The following is a 15,579-nucleotide window of genomic DNA, read 5'->3' as shown; positions in this document are numbered from 1 at the left end:
GCCGCTGTCGCGGTCGGCTGCCCCGTGGTGGCGTTCGTCGGGGCGCGGGAGACGGAGTTCCAGCCGTCCCTGGCTCTGGAGTGGCGGTCCGTCGCCACCGGCGGATTCGCCGCGCACGTGCTGCCCGGCGGTCACTTCTACCGGCACGGCCTGACCGATCTGCTGCCCGTGGTCTCCGCCGACCTCATCCGGCGCTTTCCTCCTGCCGAACCGTCCTGAACCGTCCTGAACCGTGCGTCCACCCGCACGTTCGACCAGGGAAAGGAAACCTTCATGGTCCTGCGGTCCGACGTCCTCCCCGACACCGCCCCCGCACCGCTGGTGCTGATCGCCCCCGGGGTCCTCGACCCGCTGCTGGACGACGCGCTCTCCCAGTACCGGCGGGCCTGTGACGGCTCCCGCCGCGGCGAGCCCTACCTTCCCCGCTGCTGGGCCCTGCTGCTGGGCCAGATGGACCAGGGCGCCCTTCGGGTGCAGGCGTTGCGCTGGGCGGGCAACGTCCGGGAGAGCGACGAGGCGGTGCTGGAGGAGTTCGCCGAAGTCATCGTGCCGTGTTTCGGCTCCTCCTATACCAACGGCAGGCGCGGCTACTGGTGTGATCCGGCCGAGCTGTTGAAGATCATCCGCGAGGCGGAGGCGCAGGGGCTGGACGTGCTCGGCTCCGTCCACATGCACGCGGACATGCACCGCTTCTGGCCCGAGCACGCCAACGGCCAGCTGCTCAGCCACCGCCCCACCGCGATGGACGAGTACCTGTTCCGCAACGGGGGCTGGCCGCTGAACATGATCTGCCATCTGGAGAGCTTCGGCGACGACGTGGCGCTGAGCGTCGGCGCCTGGGCGCCACCCGTCTTCGAGGACGAGAACGGCAGGGCTACCGCCATGGAGGTACGGCTCAGCCTCGGCAGCTCCAGCGTGCCGGTGGAGAGCCGGAGGCCGGAGTGATCAAGCGCGTGGTGCTGGTCAGGACCGATCGGCCGGCTCGGATCGACGACGAACTCGCCCGCCTGGCGGGGCTCAGGGGCACCGTCCCCTGCCTGCGGGACATCGAGGTGGCCGCGGACATCGGTGGTCGTTGCCTCGGCTACGACCGGATGTTCGCGCTGAGCTTCGGTGACGCGGAGGACATCGCGGCCTGGAGCGACCACCCGGCCCACGCCCCGCTGCGGACCACGCTGCTGCGAGACGCCGAACTGCTCGTCTTCGAATACCGGACACCGACGATCATCTCACAATCCGATACAAAGCATCTCTCATATTGATCGCGACTCATCTGGCGAGTAGTCAGGAGGGAACACAGCTCGCCGGATGAACGACCAGACCGTCCAGAGGAGAACCACCGTGAACAAGTCGGCCGCCCCGACACCGGGCGACACCGGCCGCAAGCGCTGGCTGATGTTGGGCCTCGGCGTCGCCGCCCAGGCCGTCGCCTGCGTCTTCGTCTACGGGGTCCCGTACCTCGTCCCCGAGCTCCGCTCGACGGAGCACCTGTCGCTGGCGCAGGCGGGGGTGGTGATCTCCGCCCCCACGATCGGGCTCATGGCCGCCCTGGTCGCCTGGGGGGCCGCGGCCGACCGGTACGGCGAGCGCGTCGTCCTGGGCCTCGGCCTCGCCCTGTCGACCCTCATCCTGTTCGCCGGCCTCATGGTGCACGGTCTCGTCCTGCTCTGGGTCGTCTTCTTCCTGGCCGGGGCCGCCGGCGCCTCGGTCTACGCGGCCAGCGGCCGAGTCGTCATGGGCTGGTTCAGCGCCAAGGAGCGCGGCCTGGCCATGGGTGTACGGCAGACCTCCACCCCGCTCGGCATGGGCGTCGCCGCCCTGGCCATCCCGCCGCTGGCCGCCGGAAACGGCATCTCCGCCGCTCTGCTGTTCACCGCCGTGCTGACCGGTGTGGTCGGGCTGGCCGTCGCGATCTGGGTGGTCGACCCGCCGCGCCCCGCGAAGCCCACCGCCGACGGGGCCGCGACCAAGCCGCCTTCCCCCTATCGCAGCCCGGTCCTGTGGCGCGTCCACGGTGCGAGCGCCCTGTTGGTCTGGCCGCAGTTCACCGTCGGCGCCTTCGGACTGCTCTATCTCGTCGATGTCCAGCACTGGAGTGTCACCGACGCCGGCCGGTTGATGGCCGTCGGCCAGCTGGCGGGCGCGCTCGGCCGAATAGCGGTGGGCAAGTGGTCCGACCGCGTCGGCAGCCGGCTCCGTCCGATGCGGCAGCTCGCCCTGGTCAACGGCGTGCTGATGCTTCTGATGGCGCTGTGCGCGCTGTGGCCCTCCTGGGCGGCGGACGTGGTGCTGATAGCCGCGTGTGGCCTGGCCGCCAGCACCAACGGCCTGTCCTTCACCTCGACCGCGGAGATCGCCGGTCCCCACTGGGCCGGGCGCGCCCTGGGCGTTCAGAACACCGGGCAGAACCTGACCGCGTCACTGACGCCGCCACTGGCCGGTGAGCTGATCGTCGTCGGCGGCTACGCCGCGGGCTTCGGCTTGGCCGCCGTCTTCTCCCTCGCCGCGGTTTTCGCCACCCCGTCGGCCCACCGCGCCGAAACCCCCCGGCCGGACCCCGCTCCCGCCCCGCTCAAGACCTGAACCCCGCGCTCCCCGGCGGAACAGCCGGTTCCCGGGGTCGCGGCCTGGAACGCGGCCTGGCGTCCGCGCACGCCGTCCTCGTCCGGCGTGCCGCCTGTGGCAGAGTGGGTGGCATGAACAGACTGGCCGAGGCCCAGTCGCCGTACCTCCGCCAGCACGCCGACAACCCCGTCGAATGGTTCGAATGGGGCGAGGAGGCGTTCGCCGAGGCCAGGCGCCGTGACGTTCCCCTGCTGATCTCCGTCGGGTATTCGGCCTGCCACTGGTGCCACGTGATGGCGCACGAGTCGTTCGAGGACCCGGCGACCGCGGCGATGATGAACGAGCGGTTCGTCAACGTGAAGGTGGACCGCGAGGAGCGGCCGGACGTCGACGCGGTCTACATGGCGGCTACCCAGGCCATGACCGGTCAGGGCGGCTGGCCGATGACGGTCTTCGCCACCCCGGAAGGCCACCCCTTCTACACCGGGACCTACTTCCCCAGGGCGCACTTCCAGCGGCTGCTCGCCGGGGTCGCCAACGCCTGGGCCGGTGACCGGGAGGCGGTCGTCGGGCAGAGCTCGACGATCGTGGAGGCGCTGAACGAGCGCAGCGCGCTGCCCACGGGACCGCTGCCGACGGCCAGGACGCTCGCCGAGGCCGTCGAGACGCTCGGCCGGTCCTTCGACCCGGTGCGCGGCGGGTTCGGCGGGGCGCCGAAGTTCCCGCCGTCGATGGTGCTGGAGTTCCTGCTCAGGTACGGCGCCGCCGCCAAGGCGTCTCCCGGCGAGGAGCCCGCGGTCCTGATGGCCGAGCGGACGTTGGAGGCGATGGCCAGGGGCGGGATCTACGACCAGCTCGCCGGCGGGTTCGCCCGCTACAGCGTGGACGCCGACTGGGTGGTGCCGCACTTCGAGAAGATGCTCTACGACAACGCGCTGCTGCTGCGGGTCTACACGCACTGGTGGCGTCTCACCGGGTCGTCCCTGGCCAGGCGGGTCGCGCTGGAGACCGCCGAGTGGCTGCTGGCCGAGATGCGCACCCCCGAGGGGGGCTTCGCCTCGGCCCTGGACGCCGACAGCGAGGGCGTCGAGGGGAAGTTCTACGTCTGGACGCCCGAGGAGATCCGCGAGGTCCTCGGCGAGGAGGACGGTGGCTGGGCGGTCGCCCTGTTCGAGGTGACCGGGACGTTCGAGCACGGCACCTCGGTCCTGCAGCTGCTCGCCGACCCCGACGACGCCGAGCGCCTCGCCGACGTGCGCGCCAGGCTGCTGGCCGCCCGGGGCCGCCGGGTACGGCCGGGCAGGGACGACAAGGTCGTGACCGCGTGGAACGGCCTGGCCATAGCCGCGCTCGCCGAGGCCGGGGCCCTCTTCCGGCGGGCCGACCTGGTCGAGGCGGCACGGGTCGCGGCCACGCTGATCGACGACCTCCACACGGACGGCGACCGGCTGCTGCGCACCTCGCGTGACGGCAGGGCGGGCGGCAACGCCGGGGTCCTCGAAGACTACGGCGACCTGGCCGAGGGTCTGCTCACCCTGTACGGCGTGACCGGCGAGACCCGCTGGTTCGACCGGGCGGGCGTCCTGCTCGATGCGGTGCTCGACCGCTTCTCCGACGGCTCCGGCGGGTTCTTCGACACCGCCGCCGACGCCGAACGGCTCTTCCAGCGCCCGCAGGACCCCACGGACAACGCCACCCCGTCCGGCCAGTTCGCCGCCGCCGGGGCGCTGCTGACCTACGCCGCGCTGACCGGCTCGATCAAACACCGGCAGGCGGCCGAGGAGGCCCTGGGCACGGTGACCGTCCTGGCGGGCAAGCACGCGCGCTTCGCCGGGTGGGGGCTCGCGGTCGCGCAGGCCGCCCTCTCCGGGCCGGTCGAGGTCGCCGTCGTCGGCCCCGCCGGTGACCCGGCGACCACGGCCCTGCACAGGGCCGCCCTGCTGTCGACCGTACCCGGCCTGGTCGTCGCGCTCGGCGAGCCCGGCTCGGCGGGCGCCCCGCTGCTTGAGGGGCGCGGCCTGGTCGGCGGCCTTCCTGCGGCGTACGTGTGCCGGGGGTTCACCTGCAGGATGCCGGTGACCACCCCTTCGGCGCTCAAGACCGAGTTGCTCGCCTGATCCGCCGGGCAGGTCCCAGGGCTCCGCTCTCCTGGGACCTGTTCGCGGATTCACGCCCGCCGCGGTCGCCCGGACGGCGACCGCTCCACAGGCTCAGAGCAGAGGCCGGTCAGTTCGGGCGGGACTGGGTGACGCTGTCCTGGTTCGGAGCCTGCTCCCTGCCGCCGATTCCCGGCTCGTCGCCGTCGCCCTGATCGTCGCCGTCGCCGTTACCCGGACCGTTGCCCGAGCCGTTGCCCGGCCCGTTGTCCGAGCCGTCGCCCTGGCCGTTGCCGTTGCCGTTACCGGGGCCGTTGCCGGGGCCGTCGCCGTCCGGTCCGTCGTCGTGGCCGCCGGGCTGCGGGGTGTGGTCGGGGGCCGGGGGTGTCGTCGGGTTCGAGCGCTGGGGCGGCGGGGCGGTGTCGTCCCGGGTCCCCTCGTCCGAATAGTCGCCGGTGTCCGAGCGGTAGGTGTCGCCGTAGTTGGAGTAGCCGTAGTTGGACGGCTCGGCGAACTCCTTGACCGGTTTGCCCGCCATCGCCTCCGTCATGAAGGCGCGCCAGACCTGGGCCGGGTACGTCCCGCCGTACAGGGCGCTGCCGTCCACGACGACCGGCTTGTTGTCGTCGCGGAACATGTCGACGGCCACCGCGAGCTGCGGGGTGAACCCGGCGAACCACACCGAGGCCGACTTGTCGGTGGTGCCGGTCTTCCCGGCGACCGGACGGTCGTAGAGGCGGGCGGCCGAACCGGTCCCCGCGGTGACGACCTGGGTCAGCGCGTAGGTGGCGTCGACGGCGGCCTGCTCGGTGAAGGCCCGCTTCCCCTTGGTCTCGATCTTGGTGGTGTCGCCGTTCGCGTCGGTGATCGAGCGGATCACGTGGGCCTCGCGGTGGACGCCTCCGGCGGCGAAGGTGGCGAACCCCGAGGCGTTCTGCACGGCGCTCACCGAGGCCACGCCCAGCGGGAGCGTGGCGGCGGCGCTGTGCGGGGCCAGCTGGTCGGTGGGGATGCCCGCCTTCTCCGCGGTCTCGACGACCTTGTCCAGGCCGACCTTGCGTCCCAGGTCGACGAAGGCGGTGTTGACCGAGCTCTGGGTCGCCTTGACCAGGTTGATCTGCCCGTAGGAGTATCCGCCGGAGTTCGGGATGCCCTTGCCGTCGGTGGTGATCCGCAGCGGGGAGTTGCCGTCGACCCGGGTGTCGAGGCCGAAGCCGTTGTCCAGGGCGGCGGCCAGCGTGTAGGCCTTGAAGGTGGAGCCCGCCTGGACCTTGGCGCCGAAGGCGTTGTCGTAGGGCTGCCTGCGCCAGTCGCGCCCGCCGTAGAAGGCGACGACCTCGCCGGTCTCCGGATCGACCGCGGCCAGACCGGTGCGGACCTCCTTGGGGGTGCTCTCCGGCAGGACGGAGGTGACGGCGCGCTCGGCGGCGGCCATCAGGTCCTTGTCGAAGGTGGAGACGATCCGCAGGCCGCCCTGGTTGATGGTCTCGTCGGTGTATCCCCTGCGCCTCAGCTCCGCGGCGACCTGGTCGAGCATGTAGCCCTCCTGCCCCTTGGGGGCGAAGATCGGCCTGGGCTTCTTGAGCTGGGGGAACGTGGTCGCCGCGGCCTGTTCGGCGGTGAGGGCGCCGGTCTGCCACATGCCGTCGACCACCGAGCGCCAGCGCGCCCTGGCCGCGTCGAGGTCGGCGCCGGCGGGGTTGGCGAACCGGGAGGGCTGCTGGATCACGGCGGCGAGGTAGGCGCCCTCGGCGACGGTCAGCTTGCTGACGTCCTTGCGGAAGTAGGCGTCCGCGGCGGCCTGGATGCCGTCGGCGTTGCGGCCGAAGTAGATCGTGTTGAGGTACTGCTCAAGCACCCAGTCCTTCGACTTCGACTGGTCGACCTTCAGGGAGATCATGATCTCCTTGAGCTTGCGGACGATGGACCGTTCCTGGCTGAGGCCGCTGTAGTAGTTGCGGACCATCTGCTGGGTGATCGTCGAGCCGCCCTGGAGCTGCCGGCCGGTCAGCGTCGACCACATGGCGCGTACGGTGCCGGTGAGGGAGATGCCCTGGTCCTGGTAGAAGGAGCGGTTCTCCGCGGCGATCACGGCGTTCCTGACGTGCTGCGGGACCTGCTCAAGCGGCACGCGTTTGCGGTTGACGCCCTGCCTGGCCAGCACGGTCTTGCCGTCGCGGTAGTAGATCACCGACCCCTGGGCGGTGGCCTGCGGCTGGGTGCTTCCAGGGATCGGTGTCATCGCCCAGGCGAGGGCGAACGCTCCGGCCAGGGAGATCACGAGCGCTCCGAAGACGATGAGCGCCACCTTCAGGAGCCTTCTCCTGGGTCCGGCCTTGCCCGCCCTCTTCCGGTACTTGAGCACTCGTCCCCCTGTTCCGTCCGCGGCCGACCCCCCGCCGGCCGCACGGAACCGTAAGGGTAAACGATGCATAACGGTGTCTGAGCCTTGCTTGGGATAGTACGGCTAGGTCCTCCCCTGACGCGGCGCGTCGGCCACCAAGGGAAGGACCCGGTATGGCACGGGTGTGTCCAAGGCGATGACCGAGGAGGTCCTGACCACCCCGTGGACCTCCACGATCAGGTCGATCACCCGTTGCAGGTCGGCGTTGCTGCGCGCCACGACCCGGCAGTGCATGTCGTCACCGCCGGTGATCGTGTGGACCTCCAGCACCTCGGGGATGGCGGCGAGCTGGTCGGCGACGGGGACGTGGCCGCTGATCTGCCGGATCTGCAGGGTGACGAACGCCGTCACCACGTAGCCGAGGGCGGCCGGGGCGACGTCGGGGCCGTATCCGGTGATCACGCCCCTGGCGGCCATCCGGTCGAGGCGGGCCTGGACCGTCCCCCTGGCCACCCCGAGCCGCCGGGAGCACTCCAGCACGCCCAGCCTCGGTTCCGCGGCGAGCAGCGCGATGAGCCGCGCGTCAAGGTGATCAATCGTCATTGTGTACAGGTACTCCGGTGGGAGTGACAGTCGATTGCACACATTGTCCACTAAATAAGCTAACTCTTGCACAACCAGCTCATCGAAACGGACAGTATTCGTATGAGCGACATCTTTCCCGTGAACGGCATGGACGCCGTGGTCTTCGCCGTCGGCAACGCCAAGCAGGCCGCCCACTACTACTCAAGCGCCTTCGGCATGCGGCTGGTGGCCTATCGCGGGCCGGAGAACGGCAGCCGTGAAGAGGTGGCCTACGTCCTCACCTCAGGAAGCGCCCGCTTCGAGTTCCGCGGCGCCGTACGGCCGGGCACCGGGGTCTCCCGGCACGTCGCCGAGCACGGGGACGGCGTGATCGACCTGGCCATCGAGGTCCCGGACGTCGAGGCGGCCTACCGCGGCGCGGTCGCCAGGGGCGCCACGGGCCTCGTCGAGCCGTACACGGTCGAGGACGACCACGGCAAGGTCGTGCTCGCGGCGATCGCCACCTACGGCGAGACCCGGCACACCCTGGTCGACCGCTCCAACTACAGCGGCCCCTACCTTCCCGGGTACGTCGCCGCCCAGCCGATCGTCCCGGGTCCCGACGTGAAGAACGGCCGGGTGTTCCAGGCCGTCGACCACTGCGTGGGCAACGTCGAACTCGGCAAGATGGACGAGTGGGTCGACTTCTACGGCCGGATCATGGGCTTCACCAACATGGCGGAGTTCATCGGTGACGACATCGCGACCGAGTACTCCGCGCTGATGTCGAAGGTGGTCGCCGACGGCAGCCGCAAGGTGAAGTTCCCGCTCAACGAGCCCGCGATCTCCAAGAAGAAGTCGCAGATCGACGAGTACCTGGAGTTCTACGGCGGCCCCGGTGTGCAGCACATCGCGCTGGCCACCAACGACATCCTGACGGCCGTCGACCACATGCGCGCGGCCGGGGTGCAGTTCCTCGACACTCCCGACTCCTACTACGACGACCCCGAGCTGCGGGCCCGCATCGGCCAGGTCAGGGCGCCGATCGAGGAGCTGAAGCAGCGCAAGATCCTCGTGGACCGCGACGAGGACGGCTACCTCCTGCAGATCTTCACCAAGCCGGTGCAGGACCGCCCGACGGTGTTCTTCGAGCTGATCGAGCGGCACGGGTCGCTCGGCTTCGGCAAGGGCAACTTCAAGGCGCTGTTCGAGGCGATCGAGCGCGAGCAGGACCTTCGCGGCAACCTGTAGTCCCTCTCCGGGCGCCCGCGTGTCCCGCGGGCGCCCGGTTTCCCTGTCAACATTTGTGCGCCTGTGTGGCCTCGCGGGGCGTGAGGGACAACTTGTAACTCCCCTTGGCTTTGGAATAGCCGTTATGCGGTGATTCACGACTTATGGGATCACCACCATCGGACAGTTCAGGACCTTCCTCCTGGTCCGACCAGCCGCCGGGCCCCGGGCGCCCCGCCGGGCCGTACGGTCCCCGGCACGGCGCGGGACCGCCGGGGCCGGAGTATCCCGGGTACGGCGCCGGGCCGCCCAGGCTCGGCGGACGCTGGCGCCGGCTGTTCGCCGGAATCCTGGACATCATCATCGTCGGGATCATCTCCTCGCCCTTCACCTACGAGTCGTTCAACACCGTGTGGGACACGAAGAAGGGCGTCTTCGTCCAGATCCCCGTGCAGCACACGCTGCTGGCGAGCGTGGTCGGCTTCCTCTACTACTGGCTGCTGACCGCCTTCTGGGACGGCAGGACCGTGGGCAAGAAGCTGTTCGGGCTGCGCGTGACCGACATCAGCGGGCGCAGGGTCGGCGTCGGGCAGGCCGCGCTCCGCGAACTGGTCGCGTGGGTGCTGTACGCCACCTGCTGCCTGGGATGGATCAACCTCGCCTTCATCCTCTTCACCAGCCGCAAACAGGCCATCCACGACATGGCGGCCAAGACCGTGGTCGTGGATTCCTGATCATCTGAGCTCCCCCGTCTCGCTCGCGTAGTGTGCGACAGGACGCCCGGCACGACCGGGCGCGGGAGGGGGATCTGTGATCATGGCGTCCGGCAGGCTCGCAGTCGTGGCGACGGCGGTGCTCATCGGGACAATCGGCGCCTGCGGGTCGGCGTCGCAGGGGGACAGCGGCTCCACCACGGTCGTCGCCGACGGCTCCATGCCCGATGACGGGGTGGCGGCCCGGCACGCGGGCAGGGCGGGAGCGGCCGGCATCGGCGATCCCGACTTCCCCAACGACGGCAACGGCGGCTACGACGTCGGCCACTACCGACTCAAGATCGACTACGACCCGGAGCGGAAGTACCTCTCCGGTGTCGCGGGCATCCAGGCCAAGGCGACCCAGAACCTGTCCAGGTTCGACCTCGACCTGTCCGGCTTCACGGTCGGCAAGGTCACCGTGAACGGCGCCCCCGCGCGTTTCTCCCGTTCCGGGGACGAACTCGTCGTGACCCCGCCCAGGATGATTCCCGACAGGTCGGCCTTCACCGTCGAGGTCACCTACGCCGGGGAGCCGAAGCCGGTGCGCAACTCCCCCAACCTCGGGACGTACGGGTTCATCCCCACCTCGGACGGCGCGTTCGTCGCCTGCGAGCCCAACGGCGCGCGGACCTGGTTCCCCGGCAACGACCACCCCGCCGACAAGGCGCGCTACGACTTCGAGATCACCGTCCCCGAGGGCGTGACCGCGCTGGCCAACGGCGAACAGGTCGGCAGCCCGGTCACCTCGGACGGGAAGACGACCTACAACTGGCGGGAGAGCCACCCGATGGCGAGCTACCTCGCCACCGTGACGATGGGCAGGTTCGAGCTGCGCGAGGGCAGGACGGCTCTGGGCACCAAGAACGTGGCGGCCGTCGATCCGCGCTACAGCGGCTCGCTCAACCGGCTCTACAACCAGTCGGCCAAGATCACCGACTACTGGAGCAAGGTGTTCGGCCCCTATCCGTTCTCCTCGACCGGCGGTGTGATCGACGACTTCCCCGCGGGTTACGCCCTGGAGAACCAGACGAAGCCGATGTACGGCGGTTTCAACCCCGGTGACGACGTCATCGCCCACGAGCTGGCCCACCAGTGGTTCGGCGACAGCATGAGCATCAGGCGCTGGCGGGACCTGTGGCTCAACGAGGGCTTCGCCACCTACGCCGAGTGGCTCTGGTCCGAGCACAAGGGCAACGCCAGCGCCGAGCGGATCTTCCGCAACCGCTACGCGGTCGACTCCGGTGCCGCCATCTGGAAGTACGCCCCGGGCCGCGCCAAGCCGGACGACCTGTTCAACGACTCGGTCTACACCCGGGGTGCCATGACGCTGCACGCCCTCAGGCAGCGGATCGGCGACCCGGCGTTCTTCCGGGTGCTGAAGACCTGGAACGCCGAGCACAAGTACGGCTACGTCACGACCCCGGAGTTCGTCGCGCTGTCCGAACGGATCTCCGGAAAGCAGCTCGACGACCTCTTCGACGCGTGGCTGTTCACCCCGAGGAAGCCGACCACCTGGTAGGCGGGCCGGGGTCAGTCGCAGATGACCCGGTAGCCGTCCTGGCGCAGGGACCCGAGCACCTCGTCCGAGTGGGCGGGGCCCTTGGTCTCCAGCTGTAGCTGGACCTCGGCCTCGCCCAGGTGCACGCCGATCCGTTCGTGCGCGATGTCGAGCACGTTGGCGCCCAGGCCGGCCAGTTCGGCCAGCAGGCCGGCCAACTCCCCCGGGCGGTCGGACAGCGGGACGCGCAGGGTCAGATAGCGCCCGGCCGCCGCCAGCCCCCGCCTGAGGATCTTCGACAGCAGCAGCGGGTCGATGTTGCCCCCGGACAGCACCGCGACCACGGGCGGTTCGAACACGTGCGGATGGGCCAGGATCGCGGCCACCCCCGCCACGCCCGCGGGCTCGACGACCTGCTTGGCGCGTTCGAGGCACAGCAGCAGCGCCTGGGATATCTCGCTCTCCGAGACCGTGAGGACGCTGTCCACCAGATAGTGGATCAGCTCGAAGGGCAGCTCTCCCGGGCGGCCGACCGCGATGCCGTCCGCCATGGTCGTGGCGGGCGGGACCGTGACCGGCTCGCCCCTGGCCAGCGAGGCCGGGTAGGCGGCGGCCCGCTCCGCCTGGACCGCGATGATCCGCACGCCGGGCCGCAGCGACTTGACGGCCAGCGCCACCCCGGCGGCCAGCCCACCACCACCCAGGGAGACCACGATCGTGCCCGTCTCGGGAAGCTGTTCCAGGATCTCAAGCCCGATGGTGCCCTGCCCGGCGATGACGTCCGGGTGGTCGAAGGGGTGGATGAACACCGCCCCGGTCCGTTCGGCGTGCTCGACGGCGCTGGCCAGGGCGGTGTCCACGGTGTCACCCGAGAAGACCACCCGCGCGCCGTAGGAGTTGGTCGCGGCGACCTTGGGCAGGGGCGCGCCGTGCGGCATGTAGACCGTGGAGGAGGTGCCGACCAGACCGGAGCCGAGCGCGACGCCCTGGGCGTGGTTGCCCGCGCTGGCCGCGACCACGCCCCGGGCCCGCTCCTCCTCGGTCAGGCCCGCGATCCTGACGTAGGCCCCGCGCACCTTGAACGATCCGGAACGCTGGAGGTTCTCGCACTTGAGGTGGACGGGGCCGCCGATGGCCGCCGAGAGGACGTGCGAGTGCACCAGAGGGGTTCGCAGGGCCACATCGGCCAGTAGTTCGCGGGCGGCGACCACGTCGTCGTAGGTCACCTGACGGTCTGACATGCGGGACATCCTGCCACCACCCGGTGGCTTTCCCCCGCGCTTCGCCGGTCGTACCCGGGTGTCGACGGTGCTGATCTCGGGGTTTTCCCCGTGTCACACCGGCCGGACCGGTTTCATGGACGGGCGCCGGACAGGCCTGTCCGTGCCGTGTGCGTGCCGTACACGGAAAATCTTGGATAAGTCAAAATAACCGAGCTATCAAATATTTTGATCGCTTAAATACCTGTCGCCGCCTCAGTATGCTCAGCACATGGCAGACGACAGTGACAAGACCACCGTCGCCGAGCAGGTGTGGCGCAGCATGTTCGGATTCATCATGCACACTCGGCCCCGCAGGGACGCCGTGCTCACCGGACTCGGACTGACCCCCACCGAGGCCAAGGCGCTGGACTCCCTCGACGGGGAGACCGGCCGCACCATGAAGGAACTGGCAGCCGAGTGGGGCTGCGACGCCTCGACCGCGACCTGGACCGTGGACCGGCTCGAACGCCTCCACATGGCCGAACGGCGTCCGCGCCCCGGTGACCGGCGCGTCAGACTCGTGGTCCTGACCCCGCTGGGCGTGACGACGAAGGAGGAGATGACCAGGGGGATGCACATGACACCCCCAGAGCTGCTCGACCTCGGCGAGGAGGAGCTGCGCGCCCTGCGCGCCCTGCTCACCAAACTCCCCGGGGGCACCCGGTCTCCCGCCTGACCGGCCGGGCCTGACCATACTTCGCCGGGCGAAGCATGGTCTCTCTCATGGTCAAAGGATCACCGGTGGTCAGCGAGCCGACCTACTCCATCCTCGCCTGCCTGCTCGACGGACCGCCGCACGGACACGGGGTCATCAAGCAGACCCTTGAACTGTCGGAGAACCGGGTGAGGCCGCCGGTCGGCACGCTGTACGGCGCGCTGGACCGGCTCACGGCGAACGGCTGATCGCCGTGGACCGCGAGGAGATCGTCAACGGCAGGCCGCGGAGACACTTCCGGCTCACCGACGAGGGAAAGTCCCTGGTGACGGCGGAGGCTCCGCGCATGCGGAGGACGGCTCAGATCGTGACCGGGCGAACCATGCCCGGACCGGCGTTCTCATGACCGCCGCCATGGGTCCCCACGCTCCGACGGGGGTGGGCGTGGGGCTCCTGGAACGACGCTACCGGCGGCTACTGCTGGGTTGTCCCCGTCCGTACAGGGATGCCCACAGGGACGAACCGGTCGCGACCCTGCTGGAGACCGCGGAGCCGGGACGCGTCCCTGGTCGTCGGCGGGCCGCGGACCAGGGCGGCCCACGTCGAGTCTGGTCGAGCGCGACGGCTGGAAGCGCTTCCGGACCGAACTCCAGAAGCTCCCCGAGGTGGACACGCCGCACCTGGACAGGGAGATCAGGGCGTCCCTTGAGGACCCGGAGTGCGGCAGGGGCTTCTCCACCGCCTTTCCGCCCAGGCGCAGGCAGATCATGGAGAGGACCCTTCAGGAGTCCGGCTGGAAGGACGGGCTGCTGCGGTGGTGAACCCCTCCGGGGAACGGCCGGTGAACGGCCCGCTCCCGGCCTATGGACGCTGGGTGGCGGATAGGCAATCATCTACCGATGAAATCGCTCCCCCTCACGTCGGGCATCATCGGCGGCGTGCTCGTAGTCGGTGTCGCAGGCTGGATGATCTGGCAGTTACAGGAGCCGGACTCGACGGGCCTCGCGCGTGAGCCGGTCGTCGTCGTCGGCGACAAGACGCGCGCCTCCCTGATGGAGGCCATCGACCGGTACCTGGAGACGGCCGATCCCAAGCGGGAGAAGCCCCAGGTGCTGGCCGCGTTGAAGCCGGAACTCAAGCCCAGGATGTTCTGTCACGAGAACCTCGTCGAGGTTCGGAAGAAGAGCGAGAGCCAGCAGCTCGTCGGCATCGCCGCCTCGTGCGAGGAGTACGCCCGGGTCGGGCAGAAGCTCCTGGCCAGCAGCCAGTACAAGAACCTGTCACTGCTGACCGTCGAACCGAACGGCGAGACCTACCGCGTCATCGACATCCAGGAGGCCCTTGAGGGGGACCTGGTGCGCTCCTCGGTGCGGGAGATGTTCTCCGCCGAAGGGGCGCCCCGGGCCCTGGAGATCAGCGACTCCGACTTCTCCGCGCTGAGCGAGGAGAACCGGGTCGAGGGCCGCAAGGTGTTCGGCCTGCCGCCGAACGCCGAGATCCAGCTCTACCAGCCTTCGTAGGGGTTCCCCCTCATTCGAGGCTCTTCGGCGTCGGACTCCCCTCGCCGACGTGTGACCCGCCGCTCGCCGGGGCTCCGGACAACCCCCGCATGTCCCGAACCCGGCGCGCCGCGGCTGTTTTTTCAGCCCCCGGTACGGTGCCAGAATCACGTCCATGATCACCGTCCGCCCCTACCTCCCCGAAGACCGTGCCGCCGTGCTCGCGCTGACCCCCCGCCTGGCCGAGGGAGTCGCGACCTGGCGGGACCCCGGCGCCGTGAGCACCGCCGTACTCGGCTGGGTGACCGGGTCCCTGGAACGGACGGGCAACGACGACCATGGAACGTTCGTGGCGGTTCACGACGGCCACGTCGCGGGGTTCGTCACGGTCACCGTCCGCACGCACTTCACCGGCGCACGGGACGCCTACGTCGGCGAACTCGTCGTCTCCCCCGAGGCCGAACGCACGGGTGTGGGAAGCACCCTGATGTCCGCGGCCGAGTCATGGGCACGCGCGCACGGCCTGCACCGCGTGACCCTGGAGACCGGCGCCGCCAACCTCCCCGCCCGCGCCTTCTACCGCTCCCTGGGCTTCACCGAAGAAGACGTACGGCTGAGCAAACCGATCTGACCCGATTCGATCTGTACCTTCCCACCACCGCGAACCGGGATTCCGAGCTTTCCCTGCGCCGCACACGAAGGGTTCACGGACTTTTCCGCACCACACGCAAGGGTTCTCCGGACCTTACCGGCACCATGCGTGAAGGTTCGGCCCACTTTTTCCGAGCACCGTCCGTGAGGACTTTGTCTTCGCCCTTCCCGATACCGCGCGGAGAGGTTCGCCCCGCGCTTCCCGACGCCAAGGACCTGCGCCTTCCCCATGCCAAGCCCAGGGGTTCGACCTGCGCTTCCCGGTGTCGTGCGTGAAGGGTTTGCTTGTGCCTTACCGGCCCCAAGCGTGAGGGGTGTCCGGCTTGGGCGCGTCGGTGCTTGGACTGAGGAACGCAGGAGCGAAGCGACGAAGAGACGAGGGAAAGCACCGACTCAGGGCGCCCGAGCCCGCGACGCCGCCAGGCGGAGCAAAGGAACACAACCCGCGACGCCGAAGGCA

Annotated in this window: 15 protein-coding genes and 1 pseudogene; 13 read left to right on the top strand and 3 right to left on the bottom strand. The window is 69.9% G+C overall.

The genetic code is table 11. The annotated features are described in order from the left end of the window. The 5 genes and pseudogenes from ACFOYY_RS37410 to ACFOYY_RS37390 form a co-directional block, all read left to right on the top strand. Positions 1–219, top strand: a pseudogene (locus tag ACFOYY_RS37410) (hypothetical protein); the annotation flags it as partial. 54 nt (positions 220–273) lie between these two features. Further along, on the top strand, positions 274–945 hold the full coding sequence (locus tag ACFOYY_RS37405; RefSeq protein ID WP_352013829.1) for a hypothetical protein: 672 nt from the start codon (positions 274–276) through the stop codon (positions 943–945). Beyond that, the gene (locus ACFOYY_RS37400) at positions 942–1,262 is read left to right on the top strand and encodes a Dabb family protein (protein WP_352013830.1); all 321 of its coding nucleotides are present in this window, start codon (positions 942–944) and stop codon (positions 1,260–1,262) included. The genes ACFOYY_RS37405 and ACFOYY_RS37400 overlap by 4 nt, the downstream gene beginning before the upstream one ends. 79 nt (positions 1,263–1,341) lie before the next feature. Beyond that, positions 1,342–2,583, top strand: a complete 1,242-nt coding sequence (locus ACFOYY_RS37395) for an MFS transporter (protein ID WP_352013831.1) — start codon at positions 1,342–1,344, stop codon at positions 2,581–2,583. Positions 2,584–2,696: 113 nt separating this feature from the next. Then, complete coding sequence (locus ACFOYY_RS37390) at positions 2,697–4,682, top strand: thioredoxin domain-containing protein (protein ID WP_386195988.1); 1,986 nt, start codon at positions 2,697–2,699, stop codon at positions 4,680–4,682. Between the two features lie 109 nt (positions 4,683–4,791). Here ACFOYY_RS37390 and ACFOYY_RS37385 read toward each other — a convergent pair whose 3' ends face one another. Both ACFOYY_RS37385 and ACFOYY_RS37380 read right to left on the bottom strand, forming a co-directional pair. Beyond that, on the bottom strand, positions 4,792–7,026 hold the full coding sequence (locus ACFOYY_RS37385; protein WP_386195986.1) for a transglycosylase domain-containing protein: 2,235 nt from the start codon (positions 7,024–7,026) through the stop codon (positions 4,792–4,794). 102 nt (positions 7,027–7,128) lie between these two features. Further along, positions 7,129–7,608 carry an Lrp/AsnC family transcriptional regulator gene (locus ACFOYY_RS37380; RefSeq protein ID WP_352013834.1) on the bottom strand — a complete coding sequence of 160 codons (480 nt, stop codon included), beginning with the start codon at positions 7,606–7,608 and terminating at the stop codon, positions 7,129–7,131. Positions 7,609–7,710: 102 nt separating this feature from the next. Here ACFOYY_RS37380 and hppD point away from each other — a divergent pair, with 102 nt between their 5' ends. From hppD to ACFOYY_RS37365, 3 genes are all read left to right on the top strand, one after another. Beyond that, a complete protein-coding gene (gene hppD, locus ACFOYY_RS37375) occupies positions 7,711–8,820 on the top strand; it encodes a 4-hydroxyphenylpyruvate dioxygenase (RefSeq protein WP_352013835.1) in 1,110 nt (369 codons plus the stop codon). A gap of 143 nt (positions 8,821–8,963) precedes the next feature. Next, the gene (locus ACFOYY_RS37370) at positions 8,964–9,533 is read left to right on the top strand and encodes an RDD family protein (RefSeq protein WP_352013836.1); all 570 of its coding nucleotides are present in this window, start codon (positions 8,964–8,966) and stop codon (positions 9,531–9,533) included. A gap of 82 nt (positions 9,534–9,615) precedes the next feature. Continuing rightward, a complete protein-coding gene (locus tag ACFOYY_RS37365) occupies positions 9,616–11,073 on the top strand; it encodes a M1 family metallopeptidase (protein WP_386196172.1) in 1,458 nt (485 codons plus the stop codon). Positions 11,074–11,084: 11 nt separating this feature from the next. Here ACFOYY_RS37365 and ilvA read toward each other — a convergent pair whose 3' ends face one another. Continuing rightward, the gene (ilvA, locus tag ACFOYY_RS37360; protein ID WP_352013837.1) at positions 11,085–12,293 is read right to left on the bottom strand and encodes a threonine ammonia-lyase; all 1,209 of its coding nucleotides are present in this window, start codon (positions 12,291–12,293) and stop codon (positions 11,085–11,087) included. A gap of 250 nt (positions 12,294–12,543) precedes the next feature. Between ilvA and ACFOYY_RS37355 the strand changes: the two genes are divergently transcribed. The 5 genes from ACFOYY_RS37355 (at position 12,544) to ACFOYY_RS37335 (ending at position 15,099) form a co-directional block, all read left to right on the top strand. Further along, positions 12,544–12,990, top strand: coding sequence for a MarR family winged helix-turn-helix transcriptional regulator (locus tag ACFOYY_RS37355; RefSeq protein ID WP_352013838.1), 447 nt, complete (start codon positions 12,544–12,546; stop codon positions 12,988–12,990). 47 nt (positions 12,991–13,037) lie between these two features. Next, positions 13,038–13,217: a PadR family transcriptional regulator gene (locus ACFOYY_RS37350; protein ID WP_362776683.1), complete on the top strand. Its 180-nt coding sequence runs from the start codon at positions 13,038–13,040 to the stop codon at positions 13,215–13,217. Positions 13,218–13,634: 417 nt separating this feature from the next. After that, positions 13,635–13,790 carry a hypothetical protein gene (locus ACFOYY_RS37345; protein ID WP_386195984.1) on the top strand — a complete coding sequence of 52 codons (156 nt, stop codon included), beginning with the start codon at positions 13,635–13,637 and terminating at the stop codon, positions 13,788–13,790. Between the two features lie 78 nt (positions 13,791–13,868). Further along, positions 13,869–14,489, top strand: a complete 621-nt coding sequence (locus tag ACFOYY_RS37340; RefSeq protein ID WP_352013841.1) for a hypothetical protein — start codon at positions 13,869–13,871, stop codon at positions 14,487–14,489. Positions 14,490–14,643: 154 nt separating this feature from the next. Then, positions 14,644–15,099, top strand: coding sequence for a GNAT family N-acetyltransferase (locus ACFOYY_RS37335; protein ID WP_386195982.1), 456 nt, complete (start codon positions 14,644–14,646; stop codon positions 15,097–15,099). Positions 15,100–15,579: the final 480 nt, after the last annotated feature.

It is taken from the genome of Streptosporangium jomthongense (assembly GCF_042650425.1).
GTDB lineage: Bacteria > Actinomycetota > Actinomycetes > Streptosporangiales > Streptosporangiaceae > Streptosporangium.
Note: the sequence above shows the minus strand (reverse complement) of the source record. Positions and strands in the feature narration are given on the sequence as shown.

What these genes read in the sequence shown, in the direction of transcription:
- ACFOYY_RS37405 (WP_352013829.1), top strand. Translation starts at nt 274, where the DNA reads ATGGTCCTGCGGTCCGACGTCCTCCCCGACACCGCCCCCGCACCGCTG.
- ACFOYY_RS37335 (WP_386195982.1), top strand. Translation starts at nt 14,644, where the DNA reads ATGATCACCGTCCGCCCCTACCTCCCCGAAGACCGTGCCGCCGTGCTC.
- ACFOYY_RS37365 (WP_386196172.1), top strand. Translation starts at nt 9,616, where the DNA reads ATGGCGTCCGGCAGGCTCGCAGTCGTGGCGACGGCGGTGCTCATCGGG.
- ACFOYY_RS37390 (WP_386195988.1), top strand. Translation starts at nt 2,697, where the DNA reads ATGAACAGACTGGCCGAGGCCCAGTCGCCGTACCTCCGCCAGCACGCC.
- hppD (WP_352013835.1), top strand. Translation starts at nt 7,711, where the DNA reads ATGAGCGACATCTTTCCCGTGAACGGCATGGACGCCGTGGTCTTCGCC.
- ACFOYY_RS37380 (WP_352013834.1), bottom strand. Translation starts at nt 7,608, where the DNA reads ATGACGATTGATCACCTTGACGCGCGGCTCATCGCGCTGCTCGCCGCG.
- ACFOYY_RS37370 (WP_352013836.1), top strand. Translation starts at nt 8,964, where the DNA reads ATGGGATCACCACCATCGGACAGTTCAGGACCTTCCTCCTGGTCCGAC.
- ACFOYY_RS37350 (WP_362776683.1), top strand. Translation starts at nt 13,038, where the DNA reads ATGGTCAAAGGATCACCGGTGGTCAGCGAGCCGACCTACTCCATCCTC.
- ACFOYY_RS37340 (WP_352013841.1), top strand. Translation starts at nt 13,869, where the DNA reads ATGAAATCGCTCCCCCTCACGTCGGGCATCATCGGCGGCGTGCTCGTA.
- ilvA (WP_352013837.1), bottom strand. Translation starts at nt 12,293, where the DNA reads ATGTCAGACCGTCAGGTGACCTACGACGACGTGGTCGCCGCCCGCGAA.
- ACFOYY_RS37355 (WP_352013838.1), top strand. Translation starts at nt 12,544, where the DNA reads ATGGCAGACGACAGTGACAAGACCACCGTCGCCGAGCAGGTGTGGCGC.